Genomic DNA, 18,394 nt, shown 5'->3' with positions numbered 1-18,394 from the left:
GCCTAATTTTAGAATAGTAAAATAAAAAAGTTGATCACTCAAAATTATTGAGCAACCAACTTTTCACTTTAAAACACCACTTTTAAGGCTTTATCGCTACGTTATAAACGTATCGTTATTTTATTCTTTATCTTCATTGAGCTTCGAATTCCCTCTATTGATATGATTTTCAGGATGAGAAGCAGGATAACGTTTTGCAGTAATGTCAGAGTTTAAATCTTCATTTTCAACCGTTTTCATAGCTTCCTCTTCTGTATCCACGCCACGACTCAAGCTTTCATTTTCGTTCCAAGTGCGATCTTCCTCACGAATCAAAGCAGCTGATCCATCGGCATTGCGTGCGCGATCTACCACTTTCTCATTTCCGTCTTCGTCAACTTCTAGTTCTTTATTCAACATCGGGTTTTCTGAAGGTTTCTCTTTACCTACATAATCACTGCTGAATCCTTCGTTTTGCTGTTGTTTATCTTGATTTGCTTTTTTATTTTCCATGATGTAATTTTTATTTTAAAATTACCTAAATACTACGTAATCTATGTTATGACTTTTTAAGGAAAACTTATAAGACTTCATTACTTTTTGATTTTGAGATCTCTACCTTATCATAGCGTTTTGTTTTTTTATTTTATTCGAATAATAAGTTGATTTTGTTGCTGCCAAAACAACGCTATCTTTGCACCTCAAAATTACTCAGCTTTTACAAATGGCACACTCACATTTTATACTACACAAACCGTATGGTTATTTAAGCCAGTTCATTTATGAATTAAAAAGGAAGAAAAAACTTTTAGGTGAGTTGCACGATTTTCCAGAAGGGACGATGGCTATAGGAAGGCTTGATGAAGATTCAGAAGGTTTATTACTGCTAACAACCGATGGAAAAATGAGCGAAATTATTCGTTCGAAAAAAGTCGAGAAGGAATATTACGTTCAAGTAGATGGTGTCATGACTGAGGAAGCGATTTCTAAAATAAAAGAAGGAGTCGAAATAGGTTTTGATGGTGGAAAATATCTGACCAAGAAATGTGAAGCGCGCTTGATTCCCGAAATTCCAGATTTTGGACCGCGAGGAAAAAAAATTCGTGATGAGCGTCACGGACCCACTTCTTGGGCTGCAATTACGGCAAATGAAGGCAAATTTAGACAAGTGCGTAAAATGACTGCCGCTGTTGGTTTTCCAACCTTGCGACTTGTTCGTGTGCGTGTTGGGAACGTATATTTAAACGATTTAAAAGCTGGAGAAGTGCTGCAAGTTTCTAATTTTGATGCTTCTTAAAATAATATATAGAAATAGATAAAAATGTTAAACATAGTATTAGTAGAACCGGAAATCCCTAACAATACCGGAAACATAGGTCGTTTGTGTGTAGGTACCGAAAGTAAATTGCATTTAGTGCATCCTTTTGGTTTTGTCATCAATGATAAAAATTTAAAACGTTCCGGTTTGGATTATTGGGTTCACCTTGATGTAACCGAATATCAAAATGTAGCCGAATGGAAATCGCAAATTCCAGATGTATCACGCGTATTTTTAATGAGCTCGCATGCTGAGAAATCGTACTTAGAAATTGAATTTCAAGATGGTGATTGGTTGGTTTTTGGGAAAGAAAGTAAGGGATTGAGTGAAGAAGTATTAGCGCAATTTGAAAATCATTTAAAAATACCCATGTCGACTAATATTAGAAGTTTTAATATAGCAAATTCGGTGGCTTTTGTGATTGGAGAAGCAAAACGTCAAATTACATTGAAATAATTTCATACACTCAGGTCTCTAGCCCAGATAGCAGCGGCATCCCTCAATATTATAAAACAAGGCATTTTGCCGTAGCTTTTATCATTGAGGATATAGCGTATAGCTGGAAATTGCTCCTTAAAATTAGAGTTAGCTTATAATGAACTTCCCTTTTTGATTATCAAAGAGAATGTTTTCATCGTTAAAAAGTCGGTTAAAACTTCCATTAGCAATAAAATTACAAGGCATGTCTTGGGTGATAGATTCGGGAGTCATTAGGATCATTTCATCACTAAGTTGGATGGCCATATCGATATCATGTGTCGAAAATAAAATGCATTTATTAGTTTCTTGTGTCAGTTTTTTAAGCAATTTAAACAACGCAACCTTGTGTAATAAATCAAGGTGAGTGGTGGGTTCGTCCAGTACAATTATAGGACAATCTTGTGCCAATGCTCTTGCTACTAATACTTTTTGCAATTGTCCATCACTAATTTCGTAATGCTTTTTATGAGCTAAATGTGTGATTTGACTGCGCTCCATCGCTTCATTAATTTTTGCAATATCGATTTTACTTAATGTCCCTATCCAGTTAGTGTAGGGCTGACGACCTAGTGCAACCAATTCAAAAACGGATAGATTACTTGGAGGTAGTCGCTCTGTTAAAACCACGCTGAGGTGCAATGCTAAAGCTGCAGGATTCATCTTGTGAATATCCTCTCCATTAATAAGGACGGTTCCTGACAAAGGTTTTTGGATTCCAGTAAGTGTCTTTAGTAAAGTTGATTTTCCTATTCCGTTGGCACCTATTAAAGCCGTCAGTTTGCCAGCACCTAAATTTAAATTTAGATCTTTTGCAATGACAATTTCGTCTTTTTTAGATTTGTAACCAATGCTCAAATTTGAGCTGCTTAAAATAGTGGAATCCATCCTTTAGTTTTTAATAATAAATAGTTGCCGTCTTATCCCATCATTTTTTTCTTTCTAACAAGTAACCAGATAACGATAGGTGCACCAAATAGCGAAGTGACCGCATTGATAGGTAGGCTAAAATCTTGTCCTGGAACTTGAGCAATACTATCACAAATTAGCATGATTATAGCCCCAAAAAGCACTGTGCTCCAAAATAAAATCTTGTGATTACTAGTCTGGAAAACGAGTTTTGCAATATGAGGAACTGCTAGTCCTATAAAGGCAATAGGCCCTGCAAAGGCGGTAATACTTCCCGCCATAATACTAGTTGCAAGTATAATAAGTAAACGTGACTTTTTATAATTTAGCCCCATACTCTTAGCATAGTTCTCACCTAAAAGTAAAGCGTCTAATGATTTTATACTAATAAGACTTAGCGATAATCCAATTAAAACAGCGATAAAAAGTATTGTAATGGCTGTCCAAGATAGGTTACCCAAACTTCCTAAAGACCAAAAAGTGAATTTTTGTAATTCCTCAGCAGTGCTAAAATAGGTTAGCGTGTTTACCACGGCGCTCGTTAAACTGCCAAACATTAATCCCACGATTAAAATTGCCATCGTATCTTTTAAGCGATAGGAGACTGCCAATACGGCGAGTAAAACAAGAAAGCTTCCCAAACTGGAGGCAAGTACAATTCCATAAGATGATAATAAAAAGGCACTCACAGAAACTGGTAATAGCGACGCTCCTAGAATAATCATTGCAACACCTAAACTCGCTCCAGAACTCAATCCTAAAACGTATGGTCCTGCCAGTGGGTTTCTAAATAATGTTTGCATTAGCAATCCGCTTGTCGCAAGTCCCATGCCTACTAGTACAGCAGTAATCGCTTTTGGTAATCGGTAATTGACAATGATATATTGCCATGTTTCTTTACTGGCTATAGAGCCGGTGATACTTTTAAAAACATCTTTTAAAGGTATTGCTATCGATCCCAAGCTAATGTTAATAATAAATAACGCAAAAGCGGCTACTATTAAAATTATAAAAAGAATGCTATTGCGTTTATTTGCCTCCAAATTATTGTAATTGTTGGTAAAAGTGAGTAGTATAGTTTGGTAATAATTCAGGATGAAGAATTTTGATCAAATCTTTTAAAACCCAGTCAGGTCTTGTAGGAGACCATTCGAAGAAAACAATGCCTCCTTTTGCTCCTTTATTTAAAGCATACGAATATACTTTTTTATTTTTGAAAGCCTCAAACTCGGTGTAATGGGGGTTACTATCTGCTAGTTGTTGTAGCGAACTAAAATCTCCAGGGGCAATCCAAAAATCGGCTTTTTGAGCTTTCTCTAATACCACTTCAAAAGGTAAAGGCAATCCACCAGTTCCTTTAGTATCAGACCATAAGTAATTGGCTTTGGCATCTTTTAAAAATAGTGACGCCCAGCTTTCCCCTTGTGGTACATACCATTGATCTTGATACATTGTTCCTGACATTACTGTGGGTTTTGTAGCTACTTTTTCTACAAGAGCTATGGCTTGTTTGTATTCTTTTTCTATCTCGTTAAAAGTAGTGTTGGCTTTGTCGTCAAGGTTGTAAAGGGCACCAAAAAACTTAATCCATTCTGCTTTTCCTAAAGGGGATTGCTCGGTCCAGTCTCCATTGAACAGCACTTTTAAACCACTTTTTTCTAAAATATCTAGCGAAGGATTACTGTCGCTCAAACCAAAACCTACGATAGCTTCTGGAGAAAGATCAATAAGAACTTCAGTATTTAAGTTTTCGTTTTTACCAACTTCGCGCACCTTTCCCGCGTCAATGTTTTTTCTTGTTTTTTCTGATGAGATGTAATCAGTATTAGGGAAGCCTACCAAACTTTTTTCGACACCTAAAATCTCTAAGGAAGGAATGTGCGTAGTCGACGTAACAACGATCGATTGAATAGGTATTGTAACAGTAGTAAACTGCTTTAAACTATCTGGGACAATGGTGTTTTTCTCTTTTAGGACATAAGTAAAAGCCTTCTTGGCATTAGGCCAAGGCTGAGTCACTTTTAATATAGAAAACCCATTGTATTTATAAATTTCGAATCCTTTTGCATATTGAATTTCGTTTTTTACAGCTGTATTTTCATGCTGTTCAGTTGCCTCTTGATTTTTACAACCAAAGAGTATAAATAAGACTAAAAGCAAACTTAAATGCGCGGAATTCCATTTCATAAAATAGCGTTTTTGATTTCACAAAGGTATATTTAATCCTTTTTAAAAATCAAATTTAATTTTTTATTCGAATGTTAAACCTATATTTGCACCCGAATTAAGGTTGTGATTTAGCTTTTCTGAATCACATTAAAAGGGAATTAGGTTCAATACCTAAGCTGTTCCCGCAACTGTAAGCTATTAAGCTTGTTGTTAACTACAAAGCCACTGAGTAGAGGGAAATTTTTTTTCTAAACTCGGGAAGGTAAACAACAAGACGCAAGCCAGGAGACCTGCCTTTTTTCGTAACAAATATCGAGCTTTCGGGAAAAAAGGTTCAGAAATTATGACTATAAAAAAACACATTTTATTCGGCCTTCTATTTTTGTGTCAATTTGCAATGGCACAAAATGATTCTATCAATAGACTAGAAGAAGTAATTGTATCTGATAGGCAATTAAAGGGAACTTCAAACACACAATCGGTACAACGGTTGAGCGATACAATTATTAGTAGGAATCAATCTTCACTAACCTCACTTTTAAATTACAACACTGTTATTTTCTTTAAAGAAAACGGATTGGGAATGGTCTCGTCTCCTTCGTTTAGAGGAACTACAGCGCAGCAAACGGTTGTAGTATGGAACGGAATCAATATCAACTCGCAACTTTTAGGTCAAACAGATTTTAATACAGTAGCAACTCGTGGTTACAATTCAATTGATGTAAAAGCAGGAGGAGGTAGCATCATGTATGGAAGTGGTGCAATAGGAGGGACGATTCACTTGAATAATGATTTGAAATTTTCAGACACTTTTAAAAGTGATTTACAAGTATACTACAGAGACTTTAATACACTAAGTGCTGTTTACGGCATTACTGCAGCTACTGAAAAAATTAGTGTTGATGCTAGTTTTAATCGAAATAGCTCTGATAACGATTTTAAATTTGTAGGACGGAATGGTAGAAATACTAATGGGCAGTTTTACAATAACGCATTAAATGTTGCTTTTGGTTATAAAATCAATGGGAATAATAATGTCAAATTGTATAGTGAAGTGTATGACGGAGAGCGCCATTTTTCGATAACATCACCAAATGCGACCCGCACAAAATACCAAGATTTTAATACTCGAAATTTACTTACATGGAGTAGTAAGTTTGATGATTTTGCCACTGATTTACGATTGGCCTACATCACTGAGCATTACAATTATTTTGAAGATATCAATCGAGAGGGATTTACTGGCGGTGGTGTGAAAAGTTTTATTGCTAAATACAATCTTGATTATACTTTTTCCAAAAATAGTATGGCTACAGTAATTTTAGATTACACTAAAAATAATGGTGAGGGAGACGGAATAGGTGCTAGTACTCGTCAAATAGGAGGTGTAAGTTTATTTTATAAATACAATGTAAGTGACCGCTGGAATACTGAGGCTAGCATTCGAAAAGAAATCTCAGATGTTTACAAAAGTCCCATCCTTTTCTCTGTAGGTTCAAAATATTCTTTTACAAATTTTTACCAACTAAAATTGAATTTTTCGAGAAACTACCGTATTCCAACATTCAATGACTTGTATTGGGCGGGTAGTGGAAACAAAGATTTGAAACCTGAAAATGCCTATCAATTAGAGGTAGGAAATGATTTTAAATTCAAACAGCTGCATTTTTCTGTAACAGCTTACGGCTCTAAAATCGATGATATGATTCGCTGGTTGCCTACAAACGCAGGCAATTGGTCGCCTATAAACACAGACAAAGTGACAATTTATGGTGCTGAGGTTTTGCTAGGGTGGAGCAAGAAACTTAATAATCACTATTTTGATTTGAGCGGAACTTACGCCTATACAGTCTCCAAAGACGAGCGTACCCAAAAGCAATTGTTCTATGTTCCTTATCATAAACTTACAGGTTCTTTATCTCACAATTATAAAAAATTTGCAAGCTATTATCAGTTGCTGTATACAGGTGAAGTTTTCACTACTTCAGATAATAACCCAAAAAATATTCTAGACGGATTTATGGTTTCTAATATAGGAGCCGATTATAACTTTAGTAAAAACAATACTTTTAAGGTTGGCGTTAAAGTAGCCAATCTATGGAACAAAGAGTATCAATCACTGCCTAGCCGATACATGCCGGGGCGAAACTTTACAATTTATTTAAACCTTAATTATTAAAACATGAAATTCAAAAATCTTTATTTAGGACTTGCTGCTTTTGCACTTTTATTTACTTCTTGTAGTAACGACGACGATACAATAATAGATATTCCATCTGGTGCTTATATTGACGGTGTATTTATTTTAAATGAAGGGAACTTTGGAACGCCTAATGCGTCAGTTTCTTTTCTATCAAATGACTTGGTAACTTTTCAAAATGCAATTTTTTCGACAATGAATCCTACAGAGACATTAGGAGACGTAGCGCAATCAATGTCTTTTTATAATGACAAAGCATTTATTGTTGTTAATAACTCAAATGAAGTAAGAGTTGTTGATCGTTACAGTTTTAAAAATGTAGCTACAATTTCCGCTAATTTAGAAAACCCACGCTATAGTGTGGTTTACAACGGATTTTTATATGTAACAAATGCGATTTCTAATGCGGTGACTGTTTATGACGCTTCAACATATGCCTATGTAAGAACTATTGAAGTAGGAAAGACTTCTGAACGCATTGTTGAATCGAATGGGAAACTATATGTAATGAATGGTAGTTTCGGGTCAGGAAATGAAGTTTCGGTTATTGATTTAGGTACAAATAAAGTATCTAAAGTGATTACAGTAGAAGAAGGAATTAATTCAATCGAAGCTAGTAATGGTAGTGTTTATGTATTATGTGGAAATGATACTAGAACTAAATTATTCAAAATCAATGCTGCAACAGATGTTGCGACATCATTTGAAACTACGAGTTTGACAAATTCTATCAATATGGATATCGATGGTTCAAAGATTTATTATACTAGCGGAACAGGTATATATGTAATGGATTTAACGGCAACTACTTTTACAGAAACTCCTTTATTTAATGTTACAGCCAATAGTTGGTCAACATTATATGGATTTGCAGCAATCGACGGAAAGATATATACAGCTGATGCTGCAGGATTTATCAATGATGGAAAGGTAGTAGTATATTCAGCTACTGGAGAAGCTTTAAAAACGGTAGAGGTAGGTATGGGACCAAACGGTTTCTATGCTAACAACTAATAAACAGGTTTACAATTCTGTTTTTGTTCTTTGAAAGTGGTATTTCTAAAGGATAAATAAAAAGCCAGTGAAATTTTCACTGGCTTTATTTTTTGCTCTAAATTGTTTTTTACAAAGCTTTTTGCAATCCTTCGGGTGCTTTTTCTATGAACATTTGGTTTTGACCATTCATCGCTTTAGTATCTTTAAAAAAGAGGGCAGCTTTTTGATTGCTTGGAGCGCTAAATCTAGCTGTAGAACCTGTAATCTTGTTGATGGCTGTTTTTAAGAAAGGTTCCTCTGTGTCACCAAGTACTCCTAAATTTAATGGTGTTTCATTAATTGCAATATCGGGTAACAGCCCGCTAGTATACTCTCCAAAACCGTCCGCATTCACAATTCTCAACACCAGAGGTTGCATAGCATAGCGGTGATTAGGGTTTAAATTCTCTTTACCAAAAGTAGGAGAGTCATACAACGTGATAGATCCTACGTTTTTACCAACAGTTGTACCACCTATTTGCACTACTTCAATATAAGGCTTCAATCCATTAATTACTAGTTCACTTGCAGAAGCAGTGTTTCCAGTAGTCAAAATATAAATCTTCTTAATATTTAAGCTGTTAATTGGCGTGGTGTCAATTTTGTCAGTAAAATTATTGTTTAATTGTTCAGGGTTATTCGACTTAAAGTAATCATTTATTTTTGCATTCCATTCTTGCTTAGCAAAAATTTTACCGGTGCTCTGTCCGTGAATCATGCTGGCTAATCTTGTTGCTGTAAGCACAGATCCACCACCATTATATCTTAAATCTAAAACTAAGTCGGTAACTTGTGCACTTTTAAATTCACCAAAAGCGTCGTTTAAAGCCAAATCGTATTCGTTAAAGAAACCATTATACATTAAATAACCTATTTTATGAGTACCTACTGTAAGTACTTTTTTAATAAAAATAGGATTCTCAGCAACAACTGATTTAGTCAAAGTGATTGATTTTCCATTTGGAGTTAACACACCATCTTTAATATCAGCTAAATTTAAAGTATACGTATCATTCGATAGTAAAGAATTATAATTGCTAACATTTAATTGGGTGCCATTAATACCGTAAAAGATTGTCCCACGGGTTACATTTTTTGCAGCCGCGTCAGAGTTTGGTAATACGTAGCGCACATAGCCGTAGATATCATCGCTACCTTGTGTTTTATAGGCTAATTGAAAGTCTAGACCATTGTTTTCTGTGATTCCGCCTAGTGCACCTTCAAGATCGCGATAATCGTCAACAATCCAGCTAAATCTATCGATAGACTTATCAACACGTAGCGCTTGAAATAAGTCTTCAGGATCAGTATAACCTTTTAAAAATACATCTAGTGCAGCTTGGTTTGCAAAGCGGTCGTCAGCTAAGTTGGGAACATCAGCTTGCCATAAGTAATATTGGTTCATGCCTTTCCACACAAAATCTTGTACATCTAAGTCTGTTGTTGCAATCACGTCGTCATTATCTTGGCAACTTTGAAACAATAGTCCGCTTAAAAAGATAAGTAAGGCAAATTTGTAGGTCTTTTTCATAGGTGGTATTTTATAACTATACTAACGTAAAAATAGGATGTTTAGTTTTGATAGTTATCACGATTTATTAAAATAATGATAAATTAATTGAATTTATTTTCTAAGTATTTTTAAAAGCAGTAAAGCGCATTTGTTTAGTGTCAAATATTCGATGTAGTAGCTCTTTTATTTAAGGATGACACAAATATTAATTTAGTAGCTTTGTTTCGAGGAATAATTCCGTAATCTATAAAATATAGTACATTGTATAATCTAAGGCGTTTTAAGAGCAGTGCTGTTTTGATTGTTATTACATTTGCTCTTGGTGTTTGCTCATGCAATCAATCAAAGAGTCAGGCTGAAAAAGATTTAGGGACTTATGATAGTCCCGAAGAAGCGCTGCGGGAAACCAAACAAGCATTAGAGAAGTTATCTACTAATGTTAATACTGGCATAGAAAGTGTATTGTATGTCGATGAATACGATAAATCAAAGAATTTAATTTTTAAAACAACTAAATAAATCATAATGAGAAAGTTTCTATTTTTAACTACCATAATACTATATAGCAGCAGTTTTTTTGCACAAGCAAGTTTTGACAAGTACAACGATCAAGATGATATTAAAACTGTGGTAGTCAATAAAAAAATGTTTGAGTTAATGAGCAAGGTTCGGGTTGATGCTAGTGATGCAGAAACACAAAGGTATATGACGCTTATAAAGAAATTAGACAATTTAAAGGTGTACACTACTAGAAACAGTAAAAGAGCGCAGGATATGAAAATTACAGCTGATAAATATGTTAGTAGCGCAGGGTTAGAGGAGCTAATGTTAGTTAATCAAGATGGGAAAAATGTAAAGATATCTGTTAAGTCAGGTGCGGGAAATTCTATCAACGAATTATTAATGTTCATTGACGGAGCAAATAGTAGCGAAGAAACCGTCTTGATGTCTTTAACTGGTAATTTCTATTTAAACGAAGTATCAGCGCTAACAGATAAAATTAAAATTCCAGGTGGTGTTGATTTAAAAGATGTGACTAAAGCTAAGTAAAAATTAGTAAAACATAATTTAAAATACCTTACAATTGATCCGACTTCCATAAAAAGTCGGATTTTTTTTTGGAGCTTTTTCCAGCTTTCCGCTATATTTCTTAAATAGTAAAGCAATATTAAAAAATCTTGCCTTACTATTTAAGAAGATGCCGCTTCAATCTGGGCTAGAATCCCCAATAGCTAGCGTATTATTTTTAATTTAGAACAATATATTAAGGACTAAAAAGATGTTTTTGTAGTAAATTCTTACGATTACGATTCGGAATCCAAATTATTTTTATTTGCTTAGTATTCACAATCAGTGAGTTGGTTTTTAAAGTAAAAAAAAGCAATTAATAATCAAATAAAGTACTTGTAATATCCGACTTCTGTTGTATCTTTGCCACCGCAATAACAGTGGGTCTGGTAGTTCAGTTGGTTAGAATACCTGCCTGTCACGCAGGGGGTCGCGGGTTCGAGTCCCGTCCAGACCGCAATATTGGTAAAGCCTTTCAGAAATGAAAGGTTTTTTTTATGCCTAATTTTTACTTCAAATTTTAATTCCTGTTTGTCAGTGAATCTGTTTATATTTAGTTTTTTTAAGGTTACCACTATTGGACTTGCAGAGTTGTTTAATTGTAATGTTATTGAGTGATTAACTGCATTAGATCCAAGCTAATTATTTTATCTATGAAGAGTTTCTTTCTGTCGCTTTCAATTGTGAGTATGTATCTTTTAAATGCTCCTGTATCGCGAGATCTAGATCATACTACAAATATTGTAGCTGTTTATATTTGTGTAAGTAAAACGGCTTCTAAATATCATTATTCGCAATCTTGTACGGGATTGAACCGCTGTTCTCACAAGATTGAAAAAGTAAGCATAAGTGACGCTAAAAATAGGGGCTACAGTCTTTGTGGTTTTGAGGATTAACTTTAATGATCGGTATTAAGATGAAGTAAGATTTGCTTCTTCTATTTTATCACCTACATGTGTAAATTGTTATTTTGAGATTTTCATTGCTTAAGGAGGAGGGATATGTTGTTTGAAGTGATTGTTTAAGCTTTGTTGAAAATTTTTGAGTTGAGTCCAAAAAAAAATGGTTAAGTAAAAATTACTTAACCATTTTTGTGACCCGACTGGGGCTCGAACCCAGGACCCCATCATTAAAAGTGATGTGCTCTACCAACTGAGCTATCGAGTCATTATGTATTTCTAAAAAAGGATAATTGGTATTGTCCTTCTCGTATTTTATTGTCATTATTTTGTGACCACGGTGGGATTTGAACCCACACGCCCTTGCGAGCACCACCCCCTCAAGATGGCAAGTCTACCGTTTCTCCACGTGGCCGTGAAAATAAAATGGTCAAGTAGTTAATACTCGACCATTTTGTGACCCGACTGGGGCTCGAACCCAGGACCCCATCATTAAAAGTGATGTGCTCTACCAACTGAGCTATCGAGTCTTGCTTTCAAGTAAGTTATGTGTTTGATCACTATTTGTGACCCGACTGGGGCTCGAACCCAGGACCCCATCATTAAAAGTGATGTGCTCTACCAACTGAGCTATCGAGTCATAATTTCTTTGCTTGAATGCGGGTGCAAATATAAGGACTTTATTTGATGTTTTCCAAAGTTTTTTGCTTTAAATTTGTCTTTTTTTATCAATTAATTATAACGGTCTAACTTATAGGGATTTATTATATGAAGAAAATTGTGCTATTAGGATACATGGGGTGCGGAAAGTCTACAATCGCAAAAAGTTTGTCTCAAAAAAAACAAATTGCTTTTGTGGATTTAGACGAATATATAGAGAAAAAGGCCAATCTATCAGTGAAAGATATATTTGAGCAACTGGGCGAAATCAAATTTAGGAGGATGGAGCACGAAGCTTTTGTCGAATTATTACAATCAGAGGAATCTGTTATTATAGGTTTAGGAGGGGGAACACCTTGTTATGCAAATAATCATTTGTTATTAGCTGCAGATAATGTCGTTTCGATTTATTTAAAGGCTTCTATAAATACATTATTTAATAGACTGTCGCCTAATAAAAGCAAAAGACCCCTTATTGCTCATATGGATGATGAGCAGATGAAGGAGTTTATTGCAATGCATCTTTTTGAGAGAAGCTATTTTTATAATCAAGCGCAACACGTCGTTTCGGTAGACGAAAAGACGATAACAGAAACTGTAATTGATATCGAATATATTCTAGCTTAAATAAGCGTAGTTTTGATCGTTTTCATCAAAAACTACCTGTACATGTTCAAGCAGTGAAGTAGAAAGAGAAATCCCCTTGAAATCCGCTTTCACGGGGTATTTTTTATGGTTGCGATCAACTAACACCGCCGTTTTAAATTTCTTTAAAGGAACGTCTAGAAAATGGCGTACTGTATATATAAGTGTGGTTCCTGAGTTTAGAACGTCATCGATTAATATTAAGCCTTTGTTTGCGTATGCTTCTTTACAAATAGAAGTGGTGATTGCATTTTCGGGATGAACTTTGTCAATCGACACTTTGCAAAGTAAAACTTCGAGAGGCGAAATCTTTTTTAACTCTGCAGCTATTTTTTCAGCAAAAATATATCCATTTACGGCAATTCCTGCCAACACAACTTCTTTTTCATCTACAAAGGTTTCATAAATTTGATAAGCAATTCTGGTAATTTTGTGTTCGATCTCTTGATGTGTTAATATGATGTTTTTGCTCATAGTTTTAGTGTTGGTTGCAATTGCATTTAAATTTATTCTGAATCTTCATCTTCATTGTGAATTTCGTTTCCGAATTCGTCAATGTCCCTACGGTCTTTTTTGGTAGGTCTTCCGGTACCGTTTTTTCGGTAATGTTCTTTAGACAACTTAAGCAACTCTAGGTGTTGGTATGCTTCTGCTGGCGTTTCGTTTTTTCGATACATATCCACCAGTTTAGCACCCACGCGGCTTTCTGGAATATCTAAAACAGTTATAATTTGAGTAATTTGATCTTTTCTGAAAGTAATTTTATCAGTAGGGAAAACCTCCTTAGAGGGCTTGGCTACTTGACCGTTTACTGTTACATGATTTTTCTTGCATGCCTCGGTAACCATGTTTCTAGTTTTGTAATATCGGACACACCATAAAAATTTATCTATTCGCATAAAAAATATAAAATCAGAGTTAAATAGTTTACAAAAATAAATCAATATTGTATCTTGCGCACTTAAAAATCAGCTATAATGAACAAATTTAAGTATTATTTTATTTTATCAATTACAACACTCTCTTTATTTTCATGTTCGAAAAGTGATGATACGATAGAATTGACTCCTGCAAGAGAATACAGTGAACAATATCCTACAGATCTTAGCGATATCGAAGAATATTTAACTTCTAATTATATCACCATTACTAATCACCCTGGTTTTTCTGATGACCAAGATGTTACCATAACTCAAATACCAACAGGAGGAACACAGCCTTCTATAATGTCATATTTAAATAAAACTACTTTCCCTAAATTGCTAGTAAGAGAGGTGAAGTTACATGACTTGACATATAAATTGTATTATCTGGCTTTAAGAGAAGGTAGTGGAGATAAGCCTAGTAATGTTGATAATGTACTAACATCTTACAAGGGAGTTTATTTAAGTAGAGTAACAGGAACAGATGCTGTTTCTACTTTGACATCAACTGATTTTGAAGAGCAAAAATTTCCTCAAAGTACAAAAAGCTTATATGGAGAAACTAGAGGGTTGAGAGAGGTTTTTCCACAATTTAGAACAGGTACTGCAACAGGCACTACTGATGGTACAGTTTCATATAGCGATTTTGGTGCTGGTGTGATATTTATTCCTTCGGGTTTGGGTTACTATGCTACAGGCACAAGTTCAGTTCCGTCTTATGCTCCTCTAGTATTTAGTTTTAAATTATATGCTCTGGTAAGATCCGATTTAGAGATTAGAAATGTTGGTACTTCAATATTTTCAGATCCTGATGGTATTTTATCTTATTTGGAAGATATTGATGGCGATGGTTATGTTTGGAGAGCAGATGAACTACCTACAGATGCTGTAAACCCAGATGATACAGATGGTGATGGTGTTCCAGATTTCTTAGATATCGACGATGATGGGGACGGATTCACAACTAAAGCAGAACTTGCTGCTGGTACAAATTACTTAGACAAAAACAGTCATCCATAATACTGAATTCATAGCATACAAAAAAAATCTCATTTCGATCGAAATGAGATTTTTTTTTGTTCTAACAATTATTTGTATTCCTAAATGTTTAGTGGCACTTTTTCTATGCTAGAGAATGTTTTTTCGAATAAAATAATCTACACTAGTATTTTGTTGTAGATCTAGAGTACGGTAGAATTGCCTTGTTTGATTGATAATTCTCTATATTCTTTTACTACAATACTGTTTGCAGTATGGGTATTGAAAAAGCCGCTAAATCATCGATTTAGCGGCTTTTTATTATGGTAATGAATATTATTTTCTAGCAACTACTTTTTCAGCAGCAGCTACAATAGCTTCATTGTTCAATTTATATTTATCCATTAGTTGTGCTGGAGTTCCTGACTCTCCAAAGCTATCATTAACCGCTACAAACTCTTGTGGAGCAGGAGTGTTTAATGCTAATACTCTAGCTACGCTTTCTCCAAGACCTCCAAGAATGTTATGTTCCTCAGCAGTAACTACACATTTAGTTTTAGCCAACGATTTTAGAATTGCTTCTTCATCAAGAGGTTTAATTGTATGAATATTGATAACCTCAGCAGAGATACCTTTAGCTTCTAATGCTTCTGCAGCAATAAGAGCTTCCCATACTAAGTGACCTGTAGCGATAATTGTTACATCTGTTCCTTCACTTAATAGGATTGCTTTTCCAATTACGAAAGGCTCATCAGCTGGCATAAAATTGGGTACAACTGGACGTCCAAAGCGTAAGTAAGCTGGACCGTGATGATCAGCAAGAGCTAATGTAGCTGCTTTTGTTTGGTTGTAATCACATGTGTTGATTACAGTCATTCCTGGCAACATTTTCATTAATCCTATATCTTCTAGAATTTGGTGTGTTGCTCCATCTTCTCCTAACGTTAATCCTGCGTGTGATGCACAAATTTTTACATTTTTATCAGAGTAAGCTACTGATTGACGTATTTGGTCGTACACTCTTCCTGTAGAGAAGTTAGCAAAAGTTCCTGTAAAAGGAATTTTACCACCAATAGTCAATCCTGCTGCAATCCCAATCATGTTTGCTTCTGCAATACCAATTTGGAAAAAACGCTCTGGGTGATTTTTCTTGAAATCATCAAATTTTAATGAACCAATTAAATCGGCACATAAGGCAACAACATTTTCGTTTTTTTGACCTAATTCAGTCATTCCCGCTCCAAAACCTGAACGAGTATCTTTACTTCCTGTATTTGTATATTTTTTCATTCTTTTAAATTCAAAGATTTAAATATTTAATAATTGAAAGATTTTGAGTGGTAATTCAAAATTTACAATTCAAAATTTAAAATTATTAATAGTCGCCTAAAGTTGATTGATTTTGCCCTAATGCATTTTCTAGTTGTGCATCATTAGGTGCTTTACCATGCCAAGCATGTGTGTGCATCATGTAATCAACTCCGTTACCCATTTCAGTATGTAATAATACACAAACTGGTTTTCCTTTTCCAGTTCTTGATTTTGCCTCATTCATACCAGCTAAAATAGCTTCTAGGTTGTTTCCTTCTTTGATGTCGACAACATCCCAGTCAAAAGCTTCAAACTTAGCGCGAATACTTCCCATTGCTAGTACTTCATCCGTAGTACCATCAATTTGTTTTCCGTTAAGATCGACAGTTGCAATAAGGTTGTCTACTTTTTTAGCAGATGCATACATGATTGCTTCCCAGTTTTGACCTTCTTGTAATTCACCATCACCGTGAAGTGTGTAAATCAAGTGGTTGTCGTTATTTAATTTTTTTGCTTGAGCAGCACCAATTGCTACAGACAAACCTTGACCAAGCGAACCAGATGCGATTCTAACTCCTGGAAGATTATCGTGAGTAGTTGGGTGACCTTGCAATCTTGTGTTGATTAAACGAAATGTCGCTAATTCTGAAACTGGAAAATACCCGCTACGTGCTAAAACGCTATAGAATACAGGAGAAATATGTCCGTTTGATAGAAAGAATAAATCTTCTCCTATACCGTCCATATCAAATCCCTCTTTGCGTTCCATAAGGTTTTGGTATAAAGCTACTAGAAATTCAGTACAGCCTAATGATCCTCCAGGATGTCCTGAATTTACGGCGTGTACCATTCGAAGAATGTCTCTTCTTACTTGGATAGTTAAATCGTTTAATTGTTGTGTGTTAGGCTTCATTTTGTGTGTAAAAGTTAAACTGTTACAAATGTAATTTTTATTTTGGCGTAAGACAAATGATTTACGATTTTGTTACCATTGCGATAGTGCACTTCAACTGAAACGATTAATACTATTTGATAGTTTTTTTATTCGAAAAAGCATTGTTTTTTAAAATAACATTTTTTTAATGAATGCTGAATTATTACCTTGCCAGCATGTATGAACAACTAGAAAAAAGTATCCGAGAAAAAGTCAAAATTTCAGCCGAAGAATTTGAACTTTGTAAAACTTTTTTTATCCCGAAGAAATTAAGAAAAAAACAAACATTACTTCTAGAAGGAGATGTTTGCACTTACAATGCTTTTATCGAAAAAGGAATCTTGAGATCGTATGCTACTGACGAAAAAGGAAATGAACATGTCATACAATTTGCCTTTGAAGGTTGGTGGATTAGTGATCTTGCCAGCTTTTTACAAGGAAGCAATTCTACACATACTATTGAAGCAATTGAAGACTCGGAATTATTGTTGCTTACTTACACTGCCCGTGAAGACTTGATGAGTAAATTACCAGTATTTGAAACTTATCAAAGAATACTTTTACAAAACGCATTTATCGCCTTTCAATCTCGTGTTAATGCGGCACTTAATTCTTCTGCCGAAGAAAAATACCTCAAATTGACTAGCGCTTATCCTGATATTATAGCTCGTGTACCACAACACATGATTGCTTCTTTTTTGGGTTTAACCCCAGAAACATTGAGCAGAGTTAGGAAACAAATTAGCTTGAGAAGGTAACTTGATTTAGATCAATACCATTTCTTAATCTACCTCAACAGTAGGTTATCGCTTATGGTTGTAGTTTTGCAGTATTAAAACTGATAAAAATGCAAAACATAAAAACAATCGCCGTTATTGGTGCCTCAGATAAAAGAAATTTATCGGTATTGAATGAGTTAGCTGCACGCTACCAACTTTTATTATTCGATAAAAATATAAATGAAGTCAATAAGATTCAACAATCTCTTTTGACAGAAAATCGTTATGCTTCTATCGAAATAATGCCTTGTGCTACAAACGCAAGTTGGGAAGCCGATATGATTATTCTTTCTGGTTTTTGCATTAACGATGATACCGTTGTTAAAACAATTAAAGAGGTAGCTACTGCAAAAATCATCGTAATAATGGAAAATGATGACGAATTCACAAAGTCAATCAATCATCAAGTTAGTTTTGACTTGTTGTTTCCTCATTCTAGAATTATCGAAGTTATCAATATAAATACTGACGATCAAGCCGAAAAAGAATTTTTGCTTGAAGGTCATGATTCTTATGCATTAGATACTGTTTCAAGTATTTTTGAAGGCATAGGTTTCAATACGTACGTTTCTCAAATCAATTAAAAATTAAGCACAA

The 18,394-nt window shown here is 34.7% G+C and carries 20 protein-coding genes, 5 tRNA genes and 1 riboswitch; of the genes, 12 read left to right on the top strand and 13 right to left on the bottom strand.

Annotated features, from left to right (window positions below; genetic code table 11):
• Positions 1–120: 120 nt before the first annotated feature.
• Positions 121–492 carry a hypothetical protein gene (locus tag H603_RS0100805; RefSeq protein WP_026706797.1) on the bottom strand — a complete coding sequence of 124 codons (372 nt, stop codon included), beginning with the start codon at positions 490–492 and terminating at the stop codon, positions 121–123.
• Between the two features lie 211 nt (positions 493–703).
• Here H603_RS0100805 and H603_RS0100800 point away from each other — a divergent pair, with 211 nt between their 5' ends.
• Both H603_RS0100800 and H603_RS0100795 read left to right on the top strand, forming a co-directional pair.
• Positions 704–1,276, top strand: coding sequence for a pseudouridine synthase (locus H603_RS0100800; protein ID WP_026706796.1), 573 nt, complete (start codon positions 704–706; stop codon positions 1,274–1,276).
• A 24-nt stretch (positions 1,277–1,300) separates the two neighbouring features.
• On the top strand, positions 1,301–1,753 hold the full coding sequence (locus H603_RS0100795) for a tRNA (cytidine(34)-2'-O)-methyltransferase (protein ID WP_026706795.1): 453 nt from the start codon (positions 1,301–1,303) through the stop codon (positions 1,751–1,753).
• Between the two features lie 129 nt (positions 1,754–1,882).
• Here H603_RS0100795 and H603_RS0100790 read toward each other — a convergent pair whose 3' ends face one another.
• Genes H603_RS0100790 through H603_RS0100780 form a run of 3 tightly spaced genes read right to left on the bottom strand, consistent with a single transcriptional unit; the run spans position 1,883 to position 4,870 of the window.
• Positions 1,883–2,662 (bottom strand): ABC transporter ATP-binding protein, encoded by a 780-nt coding sequence (locus tag H603_RS0100790; RefSeq protein WP_026706794.1) that lies wholly within the window; start codon positions 2,660–2,662, stop codon positions 1,883–1,885.
• A 32-nt stretch (positions 2,663–2,694) separates the two neighbouring features.
• A complete protein-coding gene (locus tag H603_RS0100785) occupies positions 2,695–3,726 on the bottom strand; it encodes a FecCD family ABC transporter permease (protein ID WP_026706793.1) in 1,032 nt (343 codons plus the stop codon).
• 1 nt (position 3,727) lies between these two features.
• Positions 3,728–4,870 (bottom strand): ABC transporter substrate-binding protein, encoded by a 1,143-nt coding sequence (locus H603_RS0100780; RefSeq protein WP_026706792.1) that lies wholly within the window; start codon positions 4,868–4,870, stop codon positions 3,728–3,730.
• An 83-nt stretch (positions 4,871–4,953) separates the two neighbouring features.
• Positions 4,954–5,164, top strand: a riboswitch (cobalamin riboswitch).
• A gap of 31 nt (positions 5,165–5,195) precedes the next feature.
• Between H603_RS0100780 and H603_RS0100775 the strand changes: the two genes are divergently transcribed.
• Entirely contained in the window at positions 5,196–7,031 is a 1,836-nt protein-coding gene (locus tag H603_RS0100775; RefSeq protein WP_026706791.1) for a TonB-dependent receptor plug domain-containing protein, read from the top strand.
• 3 nt (positions 7,032–7,034) lie between these two features.
• Positions 7,035–8,066, top strand: a complete 1,032-nt coding sequence (locus H603_RS0100770; protein ID WP_026706790.1) for a DUF5074 domain-containing protein — start codon at positions 7,035–7,037, stop codon at positions 8,064–8,066.
• A 109-nt stretch (positions 8,067–8,175) separates the two neighbouring features.
• On the opposite strand, the gene H603_RS0100765 is transcribed toward H603_RS0100770, so the two are convergent.
• On the bottom strand, positions 8,176–9,618 hold the full coding sequence (locus H603_RS0100765) for a S41 family peptidase (RefSeq protein ID WP_026706789.1): 1,443 nt from the start codon (positions 9,616–9,618) through the stop codon (positions 8,176–8,178).
• Positions 9,619–9,861: 243 nt separating this feature from the next.
• On the opposite strand from H603_RS0100765, the gene H603_RS16205 reads away from it, so the two are divergent.
• The 4 genes from H603_RS16205 to H603_RS17410 all read left to right on the top strand — a co-directional run bounded on the left by H603_RS16205 (position 9,862) and on the right by H603_RS17410 (position 11,564).
• Positions 9,862–10,119 (top strand): hypothetical protein, encoded by a 258-nt coding sequence (locus tag H603_RS16205; protein ID WP_157510377.1) that lies wholly within the window; start codon positions 9,862–9,864, stop codon positions 10,117–10,119.
• A 6-nt stretch (positions 10,120–10,125) separates the two neighbouring features.
• Positions 10,126–10,650, top strand: a complete 525-nt coding sequence (locus H603_RS0100755) for a DUF4252 domain-containing protein (protein ID WP_026706788.1) — start codon at positions 10,126–10,128, stop codon at positions 10,648–10,650.
• 401 nt (positions 10,651–11,051) lie between these two features.
• A tRNA-Asp gene (locus H603_RS0100750) sits at positions 11,052–11,125 on the top strand.
• A gap of 196 nt (positions 11,126–11,321) precedes the next feature.
• Complete coding sequence (locus H603_RS17410) at positions 11,322–11,564, top strand: hypothetical protein (protein ID WP_157510376.1); 243 nt, start codon at positions 11,322–11,324, stop codon at positions 11,562–11,564.
• Between the two features lie 198 nt (positions 11,565–11,762).
• Here H603_RS17410 and H603_RS0100745 read toward each other — a convergent pair.
• The 4 genes from H603_RS0100745 to H603_RS0100730 all read right to left on the bottom strand — a co-directional run bounded on the left by H603_RS0100745 (position 11,763) and on the right by H603_RS0100730 (position 12,207).
• A tRNA-Lys gene (locus H603_RS0100745) sits at positions 11,763–11,835 on the bottom strand.
• A gap of 64 nt (positions 11,836–11,899) precedes the next feature.
• Positions 11,900–11,982: transfer RNA gene (locus H603_RS0100740), tRNA-Leu, on the bottom strand.
• A gap of 42 nt (positions 11,983–12,024) precedes the next feature.
• Positions 12,025–12,097, bottom strand: a tRNA-Lys gene (locus tag H603_RS0100735).
• Positions 12,098–12,134: 37 nt separating this feature from the next.
• Positions 12,135–12,207: transfer RNA gene (locus tag H603_RS0100730), tRNA-Lys, on the bottom strand.
• Positions 12,208–12,335: 128 nt separating this feature from the next.
• Between H603_RS0100730 and H603_RS0100725 the strand changes: the two genes are divergently transcribed.
• Positions 12,336–12,854, top strand: coding sequence for a shikimate kinase (locus tag H603_RS0100725; RefSeq protein ID WP_026706787.1), 519 nt, complete (start codon positions 12,336–12,338; stop codon positions 12,852–12,854).
• Here the strand turns inward: H603_RS0100725 and H603_RS0100720 are convergent.
• Both H603_RS0100720 and H603_RS0100715 read right to left on the bottom strand, forming a co-directional pair.
• Positions 12,846–13,346, bottom strand: coding sequence for a phosphoribosyltransferase family protein (locus H603_RS0100720; protein ID WP_026706786.1), 501 nt, complete (start codon positions 13,344–13,346; stop codon positions 12,846–12,848). The genes H603_RS0100725 and H603_RS0100720 overlap by 9 nt on opposite strands.
• Positions 13,347–13,378: 32 nt before the next feature.
• A complete protein-coding gene (locus H603_RS0100715) occupies positions 13,379–13,771 on the bottom strand; it encodes an RNA-binding S4 domain-containing protein (RefSeq protein WP_026706785.1) in 393 nt (130 codons plus the stop codon).
• Between the two features lie 78 nt (positions 13,772–13,849).
• On the opposite strand from H603_RS0100715, the gene H603_RS16200 reads away from it, so the two are divergent.
• Positions 13,850–14,815: an FKBP-type peptidyl-prolyl cis-trans isomerase gene (locus H603_RS16200; protein ID WP_051219072.1), complete on the top strand. Its 966-nt coding sequence runs from the start codon at positions 13,850–13,852 to the stop codon at positions 14,813–14,815.
• Positions 14,816–15,109: 294 nt separating this feature from the next.
• On the opposite strand, the gene H603_RS0100705 is transcribed toward H603_RS16200, so the two are convergent.
• A complete protein-coding gene (locus H603_RS0100705; protein ID WP_026706784.1) occupies positions 15,110–16,063 on the bottom strand; it encodes a transketolase family protein in 954 nt (317 codons plus the stop codon).
• A gap of 85 nt (positions 16,064–16,148) precedes the next feature.
• Positions 16,149–16,997: a transketolase gene (locus tag H603_RS0100700; protein ID WP_026706783.1), complete on the bottom strand. Its 849-nt coding sequence runs from the start codon at positions 16,995–16,997 to the stop codon at positions 16,149–16,151.
• 197 nt (positions 16,998–17,194) lie between these two features.
• On the opposite strand from H603_RS0100700, the gene H603_RS0100695 reads away from it, so the two are divergent.
• Together H603_RS0100695 and H603_RS0100690 are read left to right on the top strand one after the other, a co-directional pair.
• Positions 17,195–17,776: a Crp/Fnr family transcriptional regulator gene (locus H603_RS0100695; protein ID WP_026706782.1), complete on the top strand. Its 582-nt coding sequence runs from the start codon at positions 17,195–17,197 to the stop codon at positions 17,774–17,776.
• An 89-nt stretch (positions 17,777–17,865) separates the two neighbouring features.
• On the top strand, positions 17,866–18,381 hold the full coding sequence (locus tag H603_RS0100690) for a hypothetical protein (RefSeq protein ID WP_026706781.1): 516 nt from the start codon (positions 17,866–17,868) through the stop codon (positions 18,379–18,381).
• The last annotated feature ends 13 nt before the right edge of the window (positions 18,382–18,394 follow it).

Source organism: Flavobacterium frigidarium DSM 17623, from assembly GCF_000425505.1.
Lineage (GTDB): Bacteria > Bacteroidota > Bacteroidia > Flavobacteriales > Flavobacteriaceae > Flavobacterium > Flavobacterium frigidarium.
The sequence above is the reverse complement of the archived record's forward strand: the minus strand, read 5'-3'. Positions and strand labels throughout refer to the sequence as shown.